Source organism: Salinicola sp. DM10, from assembly GCF_017306975.2.
Taxonomy (GTDB): Bacteria; Pseudomonadota; Gammaproteobacteria; order Pseudomonadales; family Halomonadaceae; genus Salinicola.
Genome location: NZ_JAFLEN020000006.1, coordinates 23,094 through 42,280, shown reverse-complemented (window position 1 = coordinate 42,280; position 19,187 = coordinate 23,094). Strand labels below are relative to the sequence as shown.

Here is a 19,187-nt window from a genome sequence, read left to right as displayed (position 1 = left end):
CCCCGTGCACCACGAAGGGAGGGAGTTACTCTTGGATATCGACGCCTTCGAAGCTATGCAGACCCAGCGGATTGATCACGTAGCCGGTGACCTCCTTGCGGATCGGCATGAACACCGTCGAGTGGGCCAGGGTGTCCCACGGCGCCTGCTGCTTGAAGATCACCTGCGCCTTCTCGTAGAGCTTGGCGCGCTCGGCCTGGTCGCTCGCCGTACGCGCCTGCTGGATCAGGTCGTCGAACGGCTTGTAGCACCACTGCGAACGGTTGGCACCGCCGACGCCGGCACAGCTCAACAGAGTCCCCATGAAGTTGTCCGGGTCGCCGTTGTCACCGGTCCAGCCCAGGATCACCGCGCCCTTGCGGTCGACCGCGGAGGCGCGCTTGAGGTACTCGCCCCACTCGTAGGTGACGATATTGACGTCGACCCCGACCTTGGCCAGATCCGCCTGCATCAGCTCGGCGGTGCGCCGCGCGTTGGGCATGTAGGGGCGCTGGACCGGCATCGCCCAGATGTCCATCTTCAGATTCTTGACCCCGGCGTCGGCGAGCATCTGCTTGGCCTTCTCGGGGTCGTAGGGGTCATCCTTGACGGCGTCGTTGTAGCTCCACATGGTCGGCGGAATCGGGTTCTTGGCCACTTCCCCCGCGCCCTGGAACACCGCGTCGATGATCGCCTGCTTGTTGATCGCCATGTTGAGCGCGCGGCGCACTTCCGGCTGGTCGAACGGCTTCTCCTGGGTGTTGTAGGCCAGATACGCCACGTTGAGTCCCGGCTCCTGCAGCACCTGGATCTCGTCGTTCTGCTTCATCGCCTTGACGTCAGCCGGGTTGGGGAACGGCATCACCTGGCACTCGCCCGCCTGCAGCTTCTGGTAGCGCACCTGGGCATCCGGGGTGATGGCGAAGACCAGATTGTCGATCGGCTGCTTGCCGCGGAAGTAGTCCGGGTTGGCCTGGTAGCGGATCGCCGCGTCTTCACGATAGGCGACGAACTGGAACGGCCCGGTGCCGATCGGCTTCTGATTGGCCTGCTGCGGCTTGCCCTCGTCGATCAGCTGCTGTTCGTACTCCTGGGAGTGAATCGCGGCGAAAGGCATCGCCAGGTTGGCCAGGAACGGCGCATTGGGCTCGGTCAGCACGAACTTGACGGTGTGCTCGTCGACCTTCTCGATCGACTTGATCAGCTCACCCATCGACATCGCGTTGAAGTACTCGAAGTTGCCGTTGGCGAGCTTGTAGTAGGGGTTTTCCTTGTCCATCTGGCGCTCGAAGCTCCAGATGACGTCGTCGGCATTGAGCGGCCGGCTGGGGGTGAAGAAGTCGGTGGTCTGGAACTTGACGTCGTCACGCAGGTGGAAGGTCACGCTCAGGCCATCGTCGGAGACTTCCCAGCTCTTGGCGATGGCCGGCTCCAGCTCGGTGGTGCCCGGCTTGAACTGCACCAGCATGTTGAACACCGTCTCGCTGGTCGCATCGAAGGTGGTACTGGTGGTGTAGATCGCGGGGTCAAAGCCCTCCGGCGAGCCTTCGGAGCAGAATACCAGCGTCTTGGCCATGACCGGGGTCGCGCCCATCATCATGGCCGCCACACCGGCGGCCAGCAGCGTCTTTTTCATTGGAGATTCTCCTGCACAGCGGTCGCTGTCATTGTCTTTGTCGGCTTGTGGCCGTTTATCGTTGTCGCCTTGCCCGCTGACGGCTCGGCCCAGCGGGCAGTCGCCTGAGATTAGTTCGTTGATTAGCGTTTAATCAATTGTCCGATAGCGTGAGACGCGGCGCTTGCGCTAACGGCGCAATATGGTTATAGCCCCACGCGCTAAGCGCCCCGTCTCGACAAGCCGTCTCAGCGCGCCGCCTGCACCGCGGCCAGCCCCCCTGTCAGCGTGTTCTTCATCTGCGTTCCCGGTTGGCATGTCAATTCAATCCAGCAGGAAGCGCCTGTAAAGGATGACGGGCGGTGTTATGATCGAGAATCATTTTTGTTCGCCCGCGGATTCTCCCTCCATGCCCTGCCGCTACCCGTCATGACCGCCGCCGCTGTCGCCTCTTCCAGCAGCGCCGATCGCTACCTTGCCCGGCGCCGGCGCCACTATGTGCTGATCGCGGTGACCGCCGTGCTCACCTGTCTGTCGCTGCTCGCCGATGTCGCCATCGGCCCCGGGCACTATCCGCTGCCGGCGGTGGTGGCGGCGATCGTCTCCCCCGACAGCGCGCCGACCACGCTGGCCATCGTGGTGTGGGAGATCCGCCTGCCGGTGGCGCTGATGGCCGTGGTGGTAGGCCTGGCCCTGGCCAGCGCCGGGGCCGAGATGCAGACCATCCTCGACAACCCCCTGGCCGACCCTTTCACCCTCGGGATATCCGCCGCCGCCAGCTTCGGCGCGGCGCTGGCGATCGTGCTCGGCGTCGGCGTGCTGCCCGGCGGCGAGGCGCTGCTGACCACGCTCAACGCCTTCGTCATGGCGATGTTCGCATCACTGCTGATCTGGCTGGTCAGCCGGCTGCGCGGGGTCAGCGTGCAGACCATGGTGCTGATGGGCATTGCGCTGATGTTCTTCTTCAACGCCCTGCTCGGCATCCTGCAGTACGTCGCCTCGGCGCAGTCGCTGCAGCAGCTGGTGTTCTGGTCGCTGGGCTCGCTGTCGCGCACCAGTTGGCCCAAGGTGGGCGTCATTGCCGCCGCGCTGGCGCTCACGCTGCCGGTCTTCTTCATCGCCGGCTGGCGCCTGACCGCGCTGCGCATGGGCGAGCTGCAGGCCCGCGCCATGGGCATCGATGTCGCCCGGCTGCGGCTGCTGATGCTGCTGTGCTGTTCGCTGCTTGCCGCCACCGCGGTCGCCTTCGTCGGCACCATCGGCTTCATCGGGCTGGTCGGGCCGCATATCGCGCGGCTACTGGTCGGTGAGGATCAGCGCGTCTTCCTGCCGCTTTCGGCGCTGGTGGGGGCGCTTCTGATGTCGCTGACTTCGATCGCCTCCAAGACCCTGATCCCCGGGGTACTGCTGCCGATCGGCATTCTCACCGCGCTGATCGGGCTGCCGTTCTTCGTCTCGCTGATCATCAAGAGCCGGCGCGAGGTGTGGGGATGACGCTGACGGTAGAGGCGCTGTCGGTGACGCTGGGGCGCACGCCGGTGCTGCAGGGGGTCACCGGGCTGCGCGCCGCCCCGGGCGAGGTGACCGCGCTGATCGGCCCCAACGGCGCCGGCAAGTCGACCCTGCTCAAGGCGATCGCCGGACTGGTGCGCTACCACGGCCAGGTGCATCTCGCGGCGCAGGATCTGGCCGGGCTCGCCCACGCCGAGCGCGCGCGCCGGGTCTACTATCTGCCCCAGGAGAGCACCACCCGGGCTGCGCTGAGCGTGTTCGAGGCGGTGCTGCTGGCGCGGCGCACCACCCATCCGGCGCGCGGCCGCGACGACCTGGCGCGGGTCGAGCGCCTGTTGCACACCCTGGCGCTGACGCCGCTGGCCGAGCGCGATCTGGGCCAGCTCTCCGGCGGCCAGCGCCAGCGCGTGGCGATTGCCCAGGCGATCGTGCGCGAGCCGCAGGTGCTGATGCTCGACGAGCCGACCAGCGCTCTCGACCTGCACCACCAGTTGCAGGTGCTGGCATGGCTGCAGGCCACCGCCCGCGAACAGGGTATCGGGGTGATCATCGCCATCCACGACCTCAGCCTCGCCGCGCGCTTCGCCGACCAGCTATGGATGCTGGGGGCCGGCGGCCGGGTGTGCGCCACCGGCTCACCGCGGGAGGTGCTCACCGAAGCCCGGCTGCGCGAGGTCTACGCCATCCACGCCCACGTCGAGTGGCCGGCGGACGAACCGCCTAGGGTGACACCGCTGGCGGCGCTGAGCGCGCTCGGTAGCGGCGGACGCTGACGGCACGATACCACCCGTGTCCGCTGCGCCAGCCCCGTGACCGAGACACGGGCAAGCGGATGTTGTGATACGAAAGACCCCATATCCCTGCAGCAAGATGTTTTCACAATCGAAATCGCCCGCGCACTTTGCAGAAACCCTATTTACCCGCTCATTTCATTAATATACATAATCCACAGCTATCCTAGCGCATAAACCTACGACCTTTGTCGCACATCCATGATGTTCGTTTTCGCGCAATAATGACTCAAAGCGAAACATCAGAGAGCGAACTCGAACATGAGCGGCGATACTTACGACCTGATTGTCATCGGCGGCGGCATCAATGGCGCCGGCATTGCCCGCGATGCGGTGGGCCGAGGGCTGTCGGTGCTGCTGGTCGAGGCCGACGATCTCGCCAGCCATACCTCCTCGGCTTCCACCAAGCTGATCCATGGTGGCCTGCGCTATCTGGAGCAGTACGAGTTCAAGCTCGTGGCCAAGGCGCTCTCCGAGCGAGAAGTGCTGCTCAAGATGGCGCCCCATATCATCTGGCCGATGCGCTTCGTGCTCCCCCACCAGAAGCATCTGCGCCCGGCGTGGATGATCCGCACCGGCCTGTTCCTGTATGACCACCTCGGCGGCAAACAGACCCTGGCGAACTCCCACGGGGTCAAGTTCTCCAGCCATCCGGCCGGCGCACCGTTGAAAGCGGAGTTCACCAAAGGCTTCGTCTACTCCGATGCCTGGGTTCAGGATGCCCGCCTGGTCGTCCTCAACTGCATGGATGCAGCCGACCGCGGCGCACGCATCATGACCCGCACCCGGGCCGAGACGGCGACACGCAGCGCCGATGGCTGGCAGGTGACACTCAAGACCGCCGAGGGCGAAACCAGCGAGGTTCGCGCACGCGGGCTGGTCAACGCGGCGGGGCCCTGGGCGGTGCGCTTTCTGGACGATATCGCCTCACAGAACCACTCCTATGCGCTGCGCCTGATCAAGGGCAGCCATATCGTGGTCGAGCGCCTGTTCGCGCACGACTACGCCTATATCTTCCAGCAGCCGGATGGCCGCATCGTCTTCGCCATCCCCTACGAGCGCGACTTCACCCTGATCGGCACCACCGATGTCGAACATCGGGGCGCGCCGGGCAAGGTGGCGATCGACGCCGACGAAATCGCCTATCTCTGCGAGGCCATCAACCGCTATTTCGAGCGCCCGATCGGCCCTGACGACGTGGTCTGGAGCTACTCCGGCGTGCGCCCGCTGCTCGACGATCACGAAGACAACGCCAGCGAGATCACCCGCGACTACCGCATCCAGCTGGATACTCGCGGCGGCGCACCGCTGCTCAATATCTTCGGCGGCAAGCTGACGACCTATCGGCGCCTGGCCGAAGACGCCGTCGACCAGCTGGCGCCGGCGCTCGGCAACCGCGAGAAGGCCTGGACTCATAGCGGCCATACGCTGCCCGGCGGCGATGACGCCGATCCGCAGCAGCAGGTGGCATCGCTGCAGCGCCGCTACCCCTTCGTGCCATCGCCGATGGCCACGCGCCTGGTGTTCAACTACGGCACCCGGGCGCTGACGATCCTGGGCCAGGCCGAGGGGCTGGCCGATCTCGGCGAACACTTCGGTGCCGATCTCTACGCCGCCGAGGTCGACTATCTGCGCGCACACGAATGGGCGCGAACCGCGGAAGACATCCTCTGGCGCCGCACCAAGCTCGTCCTGCGTCTCGATGACCGCGAGCAGCGCCGACTCGCCGACTACCTGAGCTGCCCGTCACCAGCCGCGATGGAAGAGAAAACGCTGGAGTAGCAGACATAGCCGACACCCGCGCCACGCCTCGATAGCCGATCGAGCCGCGGCGCGCCGCAGCCCACCAGGGCCATGCCGGCCGGAACATCACCCACAGTAAGGAACACCATGGGAGTCATAGAGAAGATAGTGCTGCACGAGATTGCCGGTACGGCCTGCATGACGCTGCTCGGCTGCGGCGTGGTCGCCAACGTGCTGCTCAAGAAGACCGGTGGTCACAACGGTGGCCCACTCTTGATCTTTTTCGGCTGGGGACTCGCGGTCTATTGCGGCGTGTGGATCGCGTTCGATACCGGCGCCCATCTCAACCCGGCGATCACCCTCGCGCTGTGGCTGGGCCCGGCCACCGAGTACGCCAAGGGCATCCCCATCACCCTGGACAATACGCTGGCCTATTTCATCGGCGAGTTCGCGGGCGCCTGGCTGGGTGCGGTGCTCTGTTACCTCTGCTACAAGAAGCAGTACGACGACACCGAGGATGCCACCACCATTCTGGCCACCTTTTCGACCATCCCCACGATTCGCTCGCGCTTCTGGAACTGCGTGACCGAAGCCATCGGCACCTTCGTGCTGGTGTTCGTCGTCATCATGTTCGGCCATACGCCCAACGGGCTCGGCCCCTTGGCGGTGGCACTGCTGGTGGTCGCGATCGGCGCCTCGCTGGGCGGACCCACGGGCTATGCGATCAACCCCGCCCGCGATATGGGGCCGCGGCTGGCGCACGCCATGCTGCCCATTCAGCACAAGGGAGCCAACGACTGGGGCTACGCGTGGGTGCCCTTCGTCGGCCCGATCATCGGCAGCAGCCTGGCTGCCCTCGTCGCAACGGTCTATTGAGCTGCATTCGGCTCTTCAGAGACACACCATTCAGAAGGAGCGTTCTCCCATGAGTGACAAGAAGAAATACATCCTCGCCATCGACCAGGGCACCACCAGCTCGCGCGCCATGCTGTTCGATCATCAGGGCAAGATCGCCGGCATGGCCCAGCGCGAGTTCGAGCAGATTTTCCCGCGGCCGGGCTGGGTCGAGCACAACCCGCGCGACATCATGACCAGCGTGCTGACCACCCTGACCGAGGTGATCAACAACTCCCAGGTCAATGTCGAGGAGATCGCCGGCATCGGCATCACCAACCAGCGCGAGACCACGGTGATCTGGGACAAGCACACCGGCCAGCCGGTCTACAACGCAATCGTCTGGCAGTCGCGTCACTCGGCCGAGATCTGCGACGAGCTGCGCGAAGCGGGGCATGCCGACATGGTCCGCGACAAGACCGGCCTGGTGATCGATGCCTACTTCTCGGGCACCAAGATCAAGTGGATTCTGGATAACGTCGACGGCGTCCGGGAGAAAGCCGAGAAAGGCGACCTGCTGTTCGGCACCATGGACTCCTGGCTGATCTGGAACCTGACCGGCGGTGCCGAGCATGTCACCGACGTGACCAACGCCTCGCGCACGCTGATGTTCAATATCCGCGAGCGCCGCTGGGACCCGGAACTGCTGGAGATGCTCGGCGTGCCGGAATCGATGCTGCCCGAGGTCAAGTCCTCCAGCGAGATCTACGGCTACATGCTGCCCAAGTTCCTGTTCGGCACCAAACTGCCGATCGCGGGCATCGCCGGCGACCAGCAGGCGGCGCTGTTCGGTCAGGCGTGCTTCAAGCCCGGCATGGCCAAGAACACCTACGGCACCGGCTGCTTCACGCTGATGAATACCGGCAGCGAGGCGACGATCTCGGACAACGGCCTGCTCACCACCATCGCCTGGGAGATCGACGGCGAGGTCGAGTACGCGCTGGAGGGTGCCATCTTCGTCGCCGGTTCGGTGGTGCAGTGGCTGCGCGACGGGCTGCGCATGCTGGGCAAGGCCTCCGACTCCGAAGCCTACGCCGAACGTGCCGGCGACAGTGAGGGCGTCTACCTGGTGCCCGCCTTCACCGGCCTCGGCGCGCCCTACTGGAACTCCAATGTGCGTGGCGCCATGTTCGGGCTGTCGCGCGGTACCAGCAAGGAGCAGTTCATTCGCGCCGCGCTCGAATCGATGGCCTACCAGACCGCCGACGTGCTCACGGCGATGCAGGCCGACGCAGGCATCGATCTGACCGAGCTGCGCGCCGACGGCGGCGCCATCGCCAACAACTTCCTGGCCCAGTTCCAGGCCGATATCCTGGGGGTCGACGTGCTGCGCAGCGAGATCAGCGAGACCACCGCACTCGGCGCGGCCTATCTCGCCGGGCTGGCCCTCGGCTTCTGGGAGTCCCGCGAGCAGATCTCCGAGCAGTGGGCGATCGAACGCCGCTTCGAACCGGGCATGCGCCAGGATCGCCGCGATGCGCTCTACGACGGCTGGAAGCGGGCGGTGCAGGCGACCATGGCGTTCCAGGTCGCCTCTTAGGCGCTCGCGCGCCCAGCGAGACGGCTTGGCCAGGTCGTTTCGCCAAAGACAAGGCCCGAGTTCCCCGATCCGGGGACTCGGGCCTTGTCGTCTCGGCCACACACGTTCCCAGCCCCGCACGCTTCCCGATACGCCAGCTTCCCAGCCCCCCGCTTCCCAGCCCCCAAGACGAAGCGCCCTCGAATCCGGATAATGGCCGCCATCCACCTCCTGTCAGCCACGGAGGTCAGCCACTTACCAACGCGGTCTCTCTCCATGGAAATCAAGGTCAACTATCTCGACAACCTGCGCCAGGAAGCCAAGTTCGACGACTTCACGGTGATCACCGACCAGCCGATTCGCTACAAGGGCGACGGCTCGGCGCCGGGGCCGTTCGACTACTTCCTCGCCTCCACGGTGCTCTGCGCGGCCTATTTCGTGCGGGTCTACTGCAACGCCCGCGAGATCCCCACCGAGAACATCCGGCTGTCGCAGAACAACATCGTCGACCCGGAGAACCGCTACAACCAGATCTTCCGTATCCAGATCGAACTACCGGCGGACATCTCCGACAAGGACCGCACCGGCATTCTGCGCTCGATCGAGCGCTGCTCGGTCAAGCGGGTGATCCAGAACAACCCCGAGTTCCAGATCGAGGCGGTGGAGAACATCGACGAGAACGCCCAGGCGCTGCTGATGGGCGGCTCGCTCGACAAGGACGGCGAGAGCCAGGAGACCTGGATCGAAGGCAAGGACCTGCCGCTGGAGCAGACCATCGCCAACATGACGGGCATCCTCGAGCGTCTCGGCATGAAGATCGAGATCGCCTCCTGGCGCAATATCGTGCCCCACGTCTGGTCGCTGCACATTCGCGATGCCGCCTCGCCGATGTGCTTCACCAACGGCAAGGGCGCGACCAAGGAAGCCGCGCTGTGCTCGGCGCTGGGCGAGTTCATCGAGCGCCTGTCGTGCAACTTCTTCTACAACGATCAGTTCTTCGGCAACGAGATCGCCGCCAGCGAGTTCGTCCACTACCCGAACGAACGCTGGTTCCAGCCGGGGCCGGACGACGCGCTGCCCAGCGAGATTCTCGACGACCACTGCCGCGCGATCTTCGACCCGGACGGCGAGCTCCGAGGCTCGCATCTGTATGACACCAATTCCGGGCGCACCGACCGCGGTATCGTCTCGCTGCCGTTCAAGCGCCACTCGGACGGCGAGACGGTATGGTTCCCCTCCAACCTGATCGAGAACCTCTATCTCAGCAACGGCATGAGCGCCGGCAACACCCTCGCCGAAGCGCAGGTGCAGTGTCTCTCCGAGATCTTCGAGCGGGCGGTGAAGCGTCAGATCATCGAGCAGGAGATCGCGCTACCGGACGTCCCCGAGGCGGTGCTGGCGCAGTACCCGACGATTGTCGAAGGCGTGCAGGCGCTAGAGGCCCAGGGCTTCCCGGTGCTGGTCAAGGATGCCTCCCTCGGCGGGCGCTTCCCGGTGGCGTGCGTGACGCTGATGAACCCGCGCACCGGCGGCGTGTTCGCCTCCTTCGGCGCGCATCCCAGCCTGTCGGTCGCCATCGAACGCAGCCTCACCGAGCTGCTGCAGGGGCGCAGCTTCGAGGGCATGAACGATCTGCCGCCGCCCACCTTCAACGCCCAGGCGGTGAGTGAACCCAACAACTTCGTCGAGCACTTCATCGACTCGTCCGGCGTGGTGTCGTGGCGCTTCTTCAGCGCCACGGCGGACGTCGACTTCGTCGAGTGGGACTTCTCCGGCACCAACGACGAGGAGGCCGAGCGCCTGTTCGCGATTCTCGACGACGAGGGGCTGGAAGCCTATGTCGCCACCTTCGAGGATCTCGGCGCCCCGGTGTGCCGCATCCTGGTGCCCGGCTACTCCGAGGTCTACCCGGTCGAGGATCTGGTGTGGGACAACACCAACATGGCGCTGGCCTTCCGCGAGGATATCCTCGACCTGCACCGCCTCGATGAGGCGCAGCTGACCGACCTGCTCGAACGCCTGGAGGAGAGCGAGCTCGACGAGCAGATGAAGATCGTCACCCTGATCGGGATCGAGTTCGACGACAACACCGTGTGGTCGGAGCTGACCATCGCCGAGCTGAAGCTGCTGATCCAGCTGGCGCTGGGGCGCTTGGAAGACGCCCTGGACGGCGCGCAGATGTTCCTGCAGTTCAACGACAACACCGTCGACCGCGGGCTCTTCTATCAGGCACTCACCGCGGTGCTCGAGATCGCCCTGGACGACGATCTCGACCTCGACGACTACCGCCACAACCTGACCCGCATGTTCGGCGAGGCGAAGATGGCAGACGCCATCGGCGCGGTGGAAGGTTCGGTGCGCTTCCCCGGGCTGACGCCGACCAGCCTCGCGCTCGAAGGCATCGAGCGCCACCAGCGCCTGCTCGAGAGCTATCACAAGCTGCACGCCTGGCGCGCGACGCACCGGGGCTGAGCGCGCCCGGCACGCCGCCAGCACACCCCGGGACCACCTATCGAGTCGGTTCCGGGGTTTTCGTATGCCTCTGTCTCATCAACTCACGCCGCGCGCCAGCTTCTCGATCATCCAACGGTGAATCGCACTCTCCTGGGTGCGCGGATGCCAGGCAACGGCGACCTCGAACGTCGGCGTGGAGAAGTCGATGGTGAGCGGCGCCACCTTGGGGTTGGGCAACAGCCGCGCGGGATAGAAAGCGATCAGGTCGGTGGTGTAGAGCACGTCTGGCGCCGCCTTGAACGTCGGCACGGAGATGACGATATGGCGCTCCAACCCCTGCTCGGCGAACCACTGATCGTGGGAGCCCTTGAGCGCCGCACGTGACGGCGAGACCACCAGTTGCGGCAGCGCGGCGATCTCCCCGATCGACAGCGTCCGGCCGTGCAGCGGCGAACAGGGGCTGGCAACGCAGACGTGGCGATCGTCGAAGAGGGTGAGATAGGGCAGCGATGCGGGCAGAAAATCCGGGAACGAGAGTGCCAGATCGAGCTCGCCCGAGATCAGCTTGCGCTCGACCTGGTCGCTCTCGAAGGGCTGCATGATCAGCTTGAGCAACGGCGCCTGCTGACGCACCTCGCGCAGGAACGCCGGCAAGATCGCCTGCATCGCATAGTCGGTCGCGCTGAGCGTCACCACGCCCTCATAGGTGGCCGGGGTGAACTCGGCCGGCGACAGCAGCGCCTCGATCTCATGAAGAATCCGCTCGACCCGCTCGCCGAGTTCGAGCGCCAGCGGCGTGGCGGTCATGCCGTTGCCCTGACGCAGAAAGAGCCGGTCGTCGAAGAGCTCGCGCAGCTTGCGCAGCTGTTCGCTGATCGCCTGCTGGGTCAGCCCCATGCCAGCGGCAACGCGGGAGAGATTGCGTTCGCGCAGCAGCGCCTGGAGCACCCGCAGCTGCTTCAGATCGAGCCGGTTGAGCCGCCCGGCGCGGCGTATACGCGCTGTCCCCCCCGGTAACCTGACGCTGTCGCCTGGCCCACGCTCATTGTCCAAACCATCACCACTCATATTGGTGACCTTTACAAAGAAACCTTGTTTCTAATGGTAGCGTGGACTCTCTACTCTCTCCGCATCGAATTCGACCGAGACGCGGCGGACAGGCTTCGCCGCCAGGAGAGGGAAGAGAGTGAATAACGCAGCACTGTTCGAATCGGTCAGACTGGGGCCGTATACCCTGAAAAACCGTATCGTGATGCCGCCGCTGACGCGCTCGCGCAGCAGCCAGCCGGGTAACGTCCCCAACGACTGGATGGTCGAGTACTACAGCCAGCGTGCGGGTGCCGGCTTCATGGTCACCGAAGGCACGCAGATCGAGCCGCGGGGCCAGGGCTACGCCTGGACGCCGGGTATCCATTCACAGGCGCAGATCGCGGGCTGGCGGGCAGTCACCGCAGCCGTTCATGCCCGCGGTGGCGTGATCTTCTCCCAGCTATGGCACGTCGGGCGAGTCTCGCACCGCTCGCTGCAGCCGGGCGGCAAGGCGCCGATCGCGCCGTCGGCGATCCGCGCCGACGCGGTCAGCGTCTTCGTCGAGACCGCACCGGGTGAAGGCATGCTGACCGCGCCGAGCGAACCCGAGGCACTGACCACGGCCGGCGTCGAAGACCTGGTCGAACGCTACGCCCAGGCAGCCCGCAATGCCCTGGCGGCGGGCTTCGACGGGGTCGAACTGCACTGTGCCAACGGCTATCTGGTCAACCAGTTCCTGTCTGAGCACACCAACACCCGTACCGACCGTTACGGCGGTAGCCTCGACAACCGCCTGCGCTTTCTCGAGGAGATCGTCGACGCGGTGGCCGGCGTCTTCGGTGCGGAGCGCGTCGGCGTGCGCTTCTCGCCGCTGTTCGAGAGCACCGATGAGGATCGCGTCTATCTGGGGCTGGTCGAGAGCGACCCGCACACCACCTACCTCACCGCCATCGAGCGCCTGGAACAGGCCGGCGTCGCCTACGTGTCGCTCGCCGAAGCGGACTGGGACAACGCCCCGGATCTGCCGGAGACCTTCTACCAGGCCGTGCGCGAGACCTTCTCCGGCTGCCTGCTCTACGCGGGGCGCTACACCCCTGAGAAAGCCCTCTGGATGCGCGAGCGGGGCTACGGCGACCTGTTCGCCTTCGGGCGTCCTTTCATCGCCAACCCCGACCTGCCCCAACGGCTCTACCACGGCTGGCCGCTGAACGACGTCGACCCGGCGACGATGTACGGCGGCACCGACGTCGGCTATATCGACTATCCCAGCTACGCCGAGGCCGAAGCCACTATTGACGCTGCTATCGACGCCCCCGCGGAGGGAGGCTCGGCGCGATAGGCGCGCGCCAGAGCACGCCGCCACAGGGGACTCAGCCGCAGGGGACTCAGCCGCAGGCTTCGACGATTCAGCCGCTGGTCTCGACGATTCAGCCGCTGGTCTCGACGATGTAGCGCGCGATCATCAGGTCGAGATGCGCGCCACCGCCGTTCTTGTAGAGCGTGATATCGCTGTCGTCCCGGCGCCCGGGCGCGCCGCCGAGCAGCTCACGCAGGTCGGCCAGCACATCGCTCGCCGCGATGGTGCCGGCGGCCAGCGGGATGGCCAGCTCGCCGATATGGCCCAGGGTGCTGTCGCGGCTGTCGACGAACAGCCGCGCGCGGGTCAGCAGGGTATCGTCGGCCTCACGCATGTCGGCCTTGAAGGCGCCGATCAGGTCGACATGGGTGCCGGGGCGCACCCACTCGCCGCGCAGAAACGGCTCACGCGCCAGCGTGGCAGTGGCGATGATATCCGCCTGCCCGGCGGCCTCGGCCAGTTCGCTCACCGCCACCACGGGCACGCGGTGGTCGGCATAGCGTTCGGCCAGCGCCGTCGCGCGAGCCGGGGTCCGGTTCCACAGACGGATGCATTCGAGTGAAGGGAACAGCGCGCTATAGGCTTCGATCAGGCTCGCCGCCACCGCCCCGGCGCCACAGATCAGCAGCTCGCGGCTGTCTGGCCGCGCCAGGCACAGCGCCCCCAGTACCGAGTCGCTGGCGGTCTTGATCTCGGTGACCAGGCGGCTGTCGAGCACCGCCTGCAGCCTGCCATCCTCGGGGTCGAAGTAGAGCATCGCCCCCTGCACCGTGGGCAGCCCGCGCGCGGCGTTGGCCTCGAACACGGTCACCGCCTTGGCGCCGTAACCGAGCCCGGGAATGAAACAGGAGCGGTTGAGCAGCGTGCCCTCGGCCGGGCCGAGAAAGCTGTCGTCGATCTGGGGCGGCGCGCCCAGATGGCTTTGACGCAGGGCCTCGACCGCACCCGCCCAGTCCAGCGCGCCGCGCGTCTCCGCATAGCCGATCTGGCGCATCCGTTGGCCCTCACTGCTGGTGTCGTATTGGTCGTCTCCGCTCGACCCTAGCCAGTGTGGGTGGCGCAGCGCAAGCATCGACGCTCAGACGGCGTCGGCCTCGAGCAGGCGCACCGCCAGATGCACGAAGTCCACCGACGAGACGATCCCCACCAGACGCCCGTCGCCATCGACCACCGGCATCGCGCCGTGGCGGTTGTCGAGCAGGGTGCGCCCGGCCTCGGCCAGGGGTGTCTCCGGCGTCAGCGTCAGCACCTCACCGGAAAGCACCTCTTCGACCGGGATCAGGGCCAGGTGATGGCTCAGACGCTTCGAACCATAGACGTTGGTGATCTGCAGCGCCTCACGCAGCACCACCTTCTGATTGAGCATTCCCACCAGCCGATCCTGGGCGTCGAGCACCGGCAGATGCCGAATCTTGTGCTCGCGCATCGCTTCGTTGCCATCGTGCAGCGACTGATCGAGACGCAAGGTAAGCACGTCGCGGATCATGATATCCGCCACGCGTTGGGGTAATGCCTGACTCATGCCGACTCTCCTTATTTGACTCTCGGACTCGTACGCAAACTTTCTGCCCATCGACTTTTCGTATTGACCCTAGGTGCTGCCTGAAAAGTCGACGAGCGAAGGCCAAGCAAGGCAAAAATCGGCGAAAACGCGGAGTTTACGGGGTGTAAATGAGCATTTTGAGCCGATTTTTAACGCCGCGTGGGCGAGCGCAGTACTTTTCAGACAGTGCCTAAGGCGAATTGACCAACCGTTGACCCATAAATAGATTGATCGACCATTCTGCTGATTATCGGCAGCCGAGCGGCCTGGCGTAGGCCCTATATGAGCTCTTGGGCGAAAAACCCCTGCGCTCGCCGAGCGCGTGCGGCGATGCTTCACGTCGCCGTCATCTCCCCGCTCTAGGCTTCTCGCGTAACGCCCGTGACCGCCCGAGGAGATGCCCCGTGAAAGCCCCCAAGCCCCCCATCACCCGTCGCGAACTGCTGGTTCGCGGCGGCCAGCTCGGCCTTGCCACTGCCGGCCTGCTCGGCGCGCCGGCCATCGTGCTCGCCGAAGGTCGCCGCCCCGCGGTGGAGGGCGGGGTCATGAGCGGCGATGTGCTGGCCGACCGCGCCATGCTGTGGGCCCGCGCCGACCGCCCGGCGCGGATGCTGATCGAGGTCGCCGACAACCTCGATTTTCGCGCCGCCCGCCAGCTTCCCTGGATCGATGTGCTGCCCGAGAGCGGGCTGATCGGCAAGCTCGATGCCACCGGGCTCGGCGGCATGCCGGAGGTCCACTATCGGGTGCGTTTCGCGGCTCTGGATGACGCCCGGGCGGTTAGCGAGCCGGTGGCCGGCCGCCTGCGCCTGCCACCGAGCGCACCGCGGGATCTGCGCTTCGTGTGGTCCGGCGACGTGGTCGGCCAGGGCTGGGGGATCGATGAGTCCCGCGGCGGCATGCGCACCTGGGAGGCGATGCGCCAGGTGCGCCCGGACTTCTTCATCCACTCCGGCGACAGCGTCTACGCCGATGGCCCGCTCGAATCGCAGGTCGCGCTGCCCGATGGCAGCACCTGGCGCAACATGGTCACCCCGGCCAAGCAGAAGGTGGCCGAGACCCTCGAGGAGTATCGCGGCCAGCACGCCTACAACCATCTCGACGCCAACTTCCGCCGCTTTGCCGCCGAGGTGCCGATGCTGGCCCAGTGGGACGACCACGAGACGATCAACAACTGGTACCCGCAGGAGATTCTCGACGACGACCGCTATACCGAGAAGCGCGTGGCCCTGCTCGCGGCCCGCTCGCGTCGGGCATTTCTCGACTACATGCCGCTGCGGCTGTCGTCAGCGGCGCCGCAGCGTATCTACCGCCGCTTCGCCTACGGCCCGGGTATGGAAGTGTTCATGCTCGACATGCGCAGCTACCGCGGCCCCAACAGCGCCAACCTTCAGGCCGAGGACTCGCCGGCCACCGCCTTCATCGGTGAGGATCAGTTCCGCTGGCTGCACCAGGCGCTCAGGCGCTCCACCGCGACCTGGAAGATCATCGCCGCCGACATGCCGATCGGCCTGGTGGTGCCGGATGGCGACGACTTCGAGGCGATCGCCAACGCCGACCCCGGCCAGCCGCTGGGGCGCGAGCTGGAGCTCGCCCGCCTGCTCAAGGCGATCCGCGACGACGATATCGCCAACGTGGTGTGGTTCACCGCCGACGTGCACTACACCGCCGCCCACCACTATGCGCCCGAGCGCGCGGCCTTCAAGCAGTTCAAGCCGTTCTGGGAGTTCATCAGCGGCCCGCTGCACGCCGGCACCTTCGGCCCCAATGACTTGGACGCCACCTTCGGCCCCAAGGTGGTATTCCAGAAGGCGCCGCCGGCGGGTCAGAAGAACCTGCCGCCCTCGGCGGGCTATCAGTTCTTCGGCCAGGTCGACCTCGACGGCGCGAGCGAAACACTCACGGTGACGCTGAAGGATAGTGACGGCACCGCCCTGCATACGCAGGTGCTGACGCCCGAAAATCGCGCCTGAGCTCGCCGACTTTTCAGACAGCACCTGGCACACAGCGCCGGCGTGGCAGCCCTGCCCCCGGCGCCCATCGTCAGAAGGGTTTGGAAATGGACTCTTAAATGGGCTCTTAGACGTAGCGCGCCCGAAACTGCCACTCCCCCGGCCCCACCTCGTTACGGATCGCCGCCACCAGCGCCGGGTCGAGGCGCGGATCGTCCAGCGCATACAGGCCGCAACCCGCCAGCGCCCGGCGCACGTTCAGTGCCCCCGAGAGACGTTCGTAGACCACCCGCACGCTGCAGGGCATGCGCTCGCTGCTATCCGCCACCCCGAGCTTGAGACCGGAAAGCCGGTAGACCTGGCTCTTGAAGCTGGGAAACAGGATCGTCTGGGTGATCTCGTGGCCGTTGAGCGACTCGTGGTCGACCAGGAACAGACGGTCGCTCAGCAGCATCGCCACCCCTCGGTAGCGGTTGTGGCACAGCTGCCCACCGCCGACGGCCGGCATGCGCTCGGTGCGCTGGTAGACCACATCGTCGCCGCGGCGCTCGAGGCACACCAGGGTGCACAGCACGTGCCCCGGCCGCGACATCGCCAGGTAGTACTCGTGGTAGTAGCCCAGATAGCGCGACATGCCCTGGCGGCCCGTCTCCAGCAGCGCCGCCGGTAACCCCAGGCCGGCAGCAGCGCCCTCGGCGTCGCCCTGCCCCGGCGTGCCGGGGCGCAGGCGCACCAGCGTCTGGAACTCGGCGTGGGGCAGCACGATCTCGTGAAGTTCGACTCCGAAGAAATCGCAGACCCGGCGCATGGTGTGGCCGGCAGGCCGGTAGCGGCCGCTGAGGTAGCGGTTGAACTGGGCGCGATTGATCTCGAGGCGCCGACACACCTCGGCGATCGAGCGGTAGTAACTGCACAGCAGCCGCAGATTGGCGGCGAAATCGTCCTGCATGAGAAGAGCTCACTGGAGACTGGTGCACTCTGGTGCACTGGCTGCGCAAAAGAGTGCGCCAGGCTGCAACAGGACGTCAAATTCCCCGCCGCTCGGCGAGTGATTAAATGCGTGGCGGCGCCACGACGCCGTCCACAACGCAGTCTACGACGCGGTTCAGGAGGAGACGCTCGACGACGGCTCGTCCGCGACCACGCGTTCCAAGACAACTCGTTGCATAACAACCGGATTCACAACGGCTGAATTCACCAAAACCGGATTCACAACAGCCGGATCCACAACAACATAAGAGCGGAGACAACGCATGCTGGATTTCCTCAACGACCTGCTGTGGGGCAAGGTCCTGCTGGTGCTGCTGATCGCCGTGGGCGTCGGCTTCACCCTCGCCTCGCGCTTCGTGCAGTTTCGCTACTTCGGCCAGATGTTTCGCATCCTCGGCGCCAGCCAGGCCTTCCGCCGCGACAAGCACGGCCATCTGAGCTCTTTCCAGGCGCTGGTGCTGTCGGTGGCCGGGCGGGTCGGCGGTGGCAACATCGCCGGCGTGGCGGTAGCGATCACCCTCGGCGGGCCGGGGGCGATATTCTGGATGTGGGTGGTCGGCCTGATGGGCATGGCCACCAGCTTTCTGGAGTGCACCCTGGCCCAGACCTACAAGGAAGCCGAGGCCGACGGCACCTACCGCGGCGGCCCGGCCTACTACATCTCACGCGGGCTGGGGCGGCGCTGGCGCTGGCTGGCGCTGGTCTACTCGGTGCTGCTGCTGGTGACCTTCGGCTTCGCCTTCACCGCGCTGCAGTCCTACGCCGTGGCGACGTCGTTCGGCGATGCTTTCGGCGTGCCGGTGCTCTATAGCGGCCTGGGGCTGGCGCTGATCGTGGGCCTGATCATCTTCGGCGGCATCAAGCGCATCGCGCGTATCTCCGAGGTGCTGGTGCCGTTCATGGCCGGCGGCTATCTGCTGATCGCGCTGCTGGTGCTGGGCCTCAACATCGAGAAGATCCCCGACGTGATCGTGCTGATCGTGAAGAGCGCTTTCGGCCTCGAACCGGCGATCGGCGGCGGCATCGGCGCGGCGATCATGATGGGCGTCAAGCGCGGCCTGTTCTCCAACGAAGCGGGCCTGGGCAGCGCCCCCAACGTGGCCGCCGTGGCCTATGTGCCGCACCCGGCCAACCAGGGCATCGTGCAGGCGTTCTCGGTGTTCATCGACACCGTCATCATCTGCTCGGCCACCGCGTTCATGATCCTGCTCAGCGGCGTCTACGACCCGGCCTCGACCAGCGACGTGGCGGGGATTGCGCTGACCCAGGCGTCGATGGCAGACCATGTCGGCGAGTGGGGTCGCACCTTCGTCAGCCTGGCGCTGCTGCTGTTCGCCTTCAGCACCATTCTCTACAACTACTACCTGGGCGAGAACAGCCTCAACTACTTCAGCCGCGGCAACCAGACCCTGTTCAACGCCTTCCGCGTGGCCATCGTGCTGCTGGTGTGCTGGGGTGCGACCACCGATCTGGGCACGGTCTTCGGCTTCGCCGACGTCACCATGGGCCTGCTGGCGGTCGCCAACCTGGTCGCGCTGATCCTGCTGTTCAAGTCGGGGCTGCGCATCCTCAAGGACTTCGACGCCCAGCGCCGCCAGGGCATCGAGCGCCCGATCTTCAACGCCAAGGACCACCCGGAACTCGATCTGGACCCGCAGGCGTGGGAACTGGCGCCGGAAGATCTCGAACGCGCCCACCGCACCCTGGGCAATACCCCCGCCAACGCGCGCGGCTGAGCCCACTCGATCACGGCCCCGCCAAAGCGGGGCCTTGTCACGGCAACCCGGCTACACTGGCTCTCGCCGCAGC

General features: G+C 65.9%; 14 protein-coding genes. 9 read left to right on the top strand and 5 right to left on the bottom strand.

What is annotated here, in order from left to right:
• Positions 1–25 precede the first annotated feature (25 nt).
• Positions 26–1,615, bottom strand: a complete 1,590-nt coding sequence (locus J0A90_RS16750; protein WP_207033799.1) for an ABC transporter substrate-binding protein — start codon at positions 1,613–1,615, stop codon at positions 26–28.
• A gap of 408 nt (positions 1,616–2,023) precedes the next feature.
• Here J0A90_RS16750 and J0A90_RS16745 point away from each other — a divergent pair, with 408 nt between their 5' ends.
• The 6 genes from J0A90_RS16745 to J0A90_RS16720 all read left to right on the top strand — a co-directional run bounded on the left by J0A90_RS16745 (position 2,024) and on the right by J0A90_RS16720 (position 10,525).
• A complete protein-coding gene (locus J0A90_RS16745; protein WP_207033797.1) occupies positions 2,024–3,088 on the top strand; it encodes an iron ABC transporter permease in 1,065 nt (354 codons plus the stop codon).
• Positions 3,085–3,879, top strand: a complete 795-nt coding sequence (locus J0A90_RS16740) for an ABC transporter ATP-binding protein (protein ID WP_207033795.1) — start codon at positions 3,085–3,087, stop codon at positions 3,877–3,879. Before J0A90_RS16745 ends, J0A90_RS16740 begins: the two co-directional genes overlap by 4 nt.
• Before the next feature lie 279 nt (positions 3,880–4,158).
• Entirely contained in the window at positions 4,159–5,679 is a 1,521-nt protein-coding gene (gene glpD / locus J0A90_RS16735) for a glycerol-3-phosphate dehydrogenase (RefSeq protein ID WP_207033793.1), read from the top strand.
• 108 nt (positions 5,680–5,787) lie between these two features.
• Positions 5,788–6,516 carry an MIP/aquaporin family protein gene (locus J0A90_RS16730; RefSeq protein ID WP_207033791.1) on the top strand — a complete coding sequence of 243 codons (729 nt, stop codon included), beginning with the start codon at positions 5,788–5,790 and terminating at the stop codon, positions 6,514–6,516.
• 49 nt (positions 6,517–6,565) lie between these two features.
• A complete protein-coding gene (glpK, locus tag J0A90_RS16725) occupies positions 6,566–8,074 on the top strand; it encodes a glycerol kinase GlpK (protein ID WP_207033789.1) in 1,509 nt (502 codons plus the stop codon).
• A 255-nt stretch (positions 8,075–8,329) separates the two neighbouring features.
• On the top strand, positions 8,330–10,525 hold the full coding sequence (locus J0A90_RS16720; RefSeq protein ID WP_233076881.1) for an OsmC domain/YcaO domain-containing protein: 2,196 nt from the start codon (positions 8,330–8,332) through the stop codon (positions 10,523–10,525).
• A gap of 78 nt (positions 10,526–10,603) precedes the next feature.
• Here J0A90_RS16720 and J0A90_RS16715 read toward each other — a convergent pair whose 3' ends face one another.
• Positions 10,604–11,575, bottom strand: coding sequence for a LysR family transcriptional regulator (locus tag J0A90_RS16715; RefSeq protein ID WP_207033787.1), 972 nt, complete (start codon positions 11,573–11,575; stop codon positions 10,604–10,606).
• 118 nt (positions 11,576–11,693) lie between these two features.
• Here J0A90_RS16715 and J0A90_RS16710 point away from each other — a divergent pair, with 118 nt between their 5' ends.
• Positions 11,694–12,875 (top strand): alkene reductase, encoded by a 1,182-nt coding sequence (locus tag J0A90_RS16710; RefSeq protein ID WP_207033785.1) that lies wholly within the window; start codon positions 11,694–11,696, stop codon positions 12,873–12,875.
• 88 nt (positions 12,876–12,963) lie between these two features.
• On the opposite strand, the gene J0A90_RS16705 is transcribed toward J0A90_RS16710, so the two are convergent.
• Positions 12,964–13,887 carry an ornithine cyclodeaminase family protein gene (locus J0A90_RS16705; RefSeq protein ID WP_207033784.1) on the bottom strand — a complete coding sequence of 308 codons (924 nt, stop codon included), beginning with the start codon at positions 13,885–13,887 and terminating at the stop codon, positions 12,964–12,966.
• 84 nt (positions 13,888–13,971) lie between these two features.
• Positions 13,972–14,415 (bottom strand): HPP family protein, encoded by a 444-nt coding sequence (locus J0A90_RS16700; RefSeq protein WP_207033782.1) that lies wholly within the window; start codon positions 14,413–14,415, stop codon positions 13,972–13,974.
• A gap of 425 nt (positions 14,416–14,840) precedes the next feature.
• Here J0A90_RS16700 and J0A90_RS16695 point away from each other — a divergent pair, with 425 nt between their 5' ends.
• On the top strand, positions 14,841–16,409 hold the full coding sequence (locus tag J0A90_RS16695; protein ID WP_233076880.1) for an alkaline phosphatase D family protein: 1,569 nt from the start codon (positions 14,841–14,843) through the stop codon (positions 16,407–16,409).
• 106 nt (positions 16,410–16,515) lie between these two features.
• Here the strand turns inward: J0A90_RS16695 and J0A90_RS16690 are convergent, their stop codons facing one another.
• Positions 16,516–17,337, bottom strand: coding sequence for a helix-turn-helix transcriptional regulator (locus J0A90_RS16690; RefSeq protein ID WP_207033780.1), 822 nt, complete (start codon positions 17,335–17,337; stop codon positions 16,516–16,518).
• Between the two features lie 304 nt (positions 17,338–17,641).
• On the opposite strand from J0A90_RS16690, the gene J0A90_RS16685 reads away from it, so the two are divergent.
• Complete coding sequence (locus J0A90_RS16685; RefSeq protein WP_207033778.1) at positions 17,642–19,114, top strand: sodium:alanine symporter family protein; 1,473 nt, start codon at positions 17,642–17,644, stop codon at positions 19,112–19,114.
• Positions 19,115–19,187: the final 73 nt, after the last annotated feature.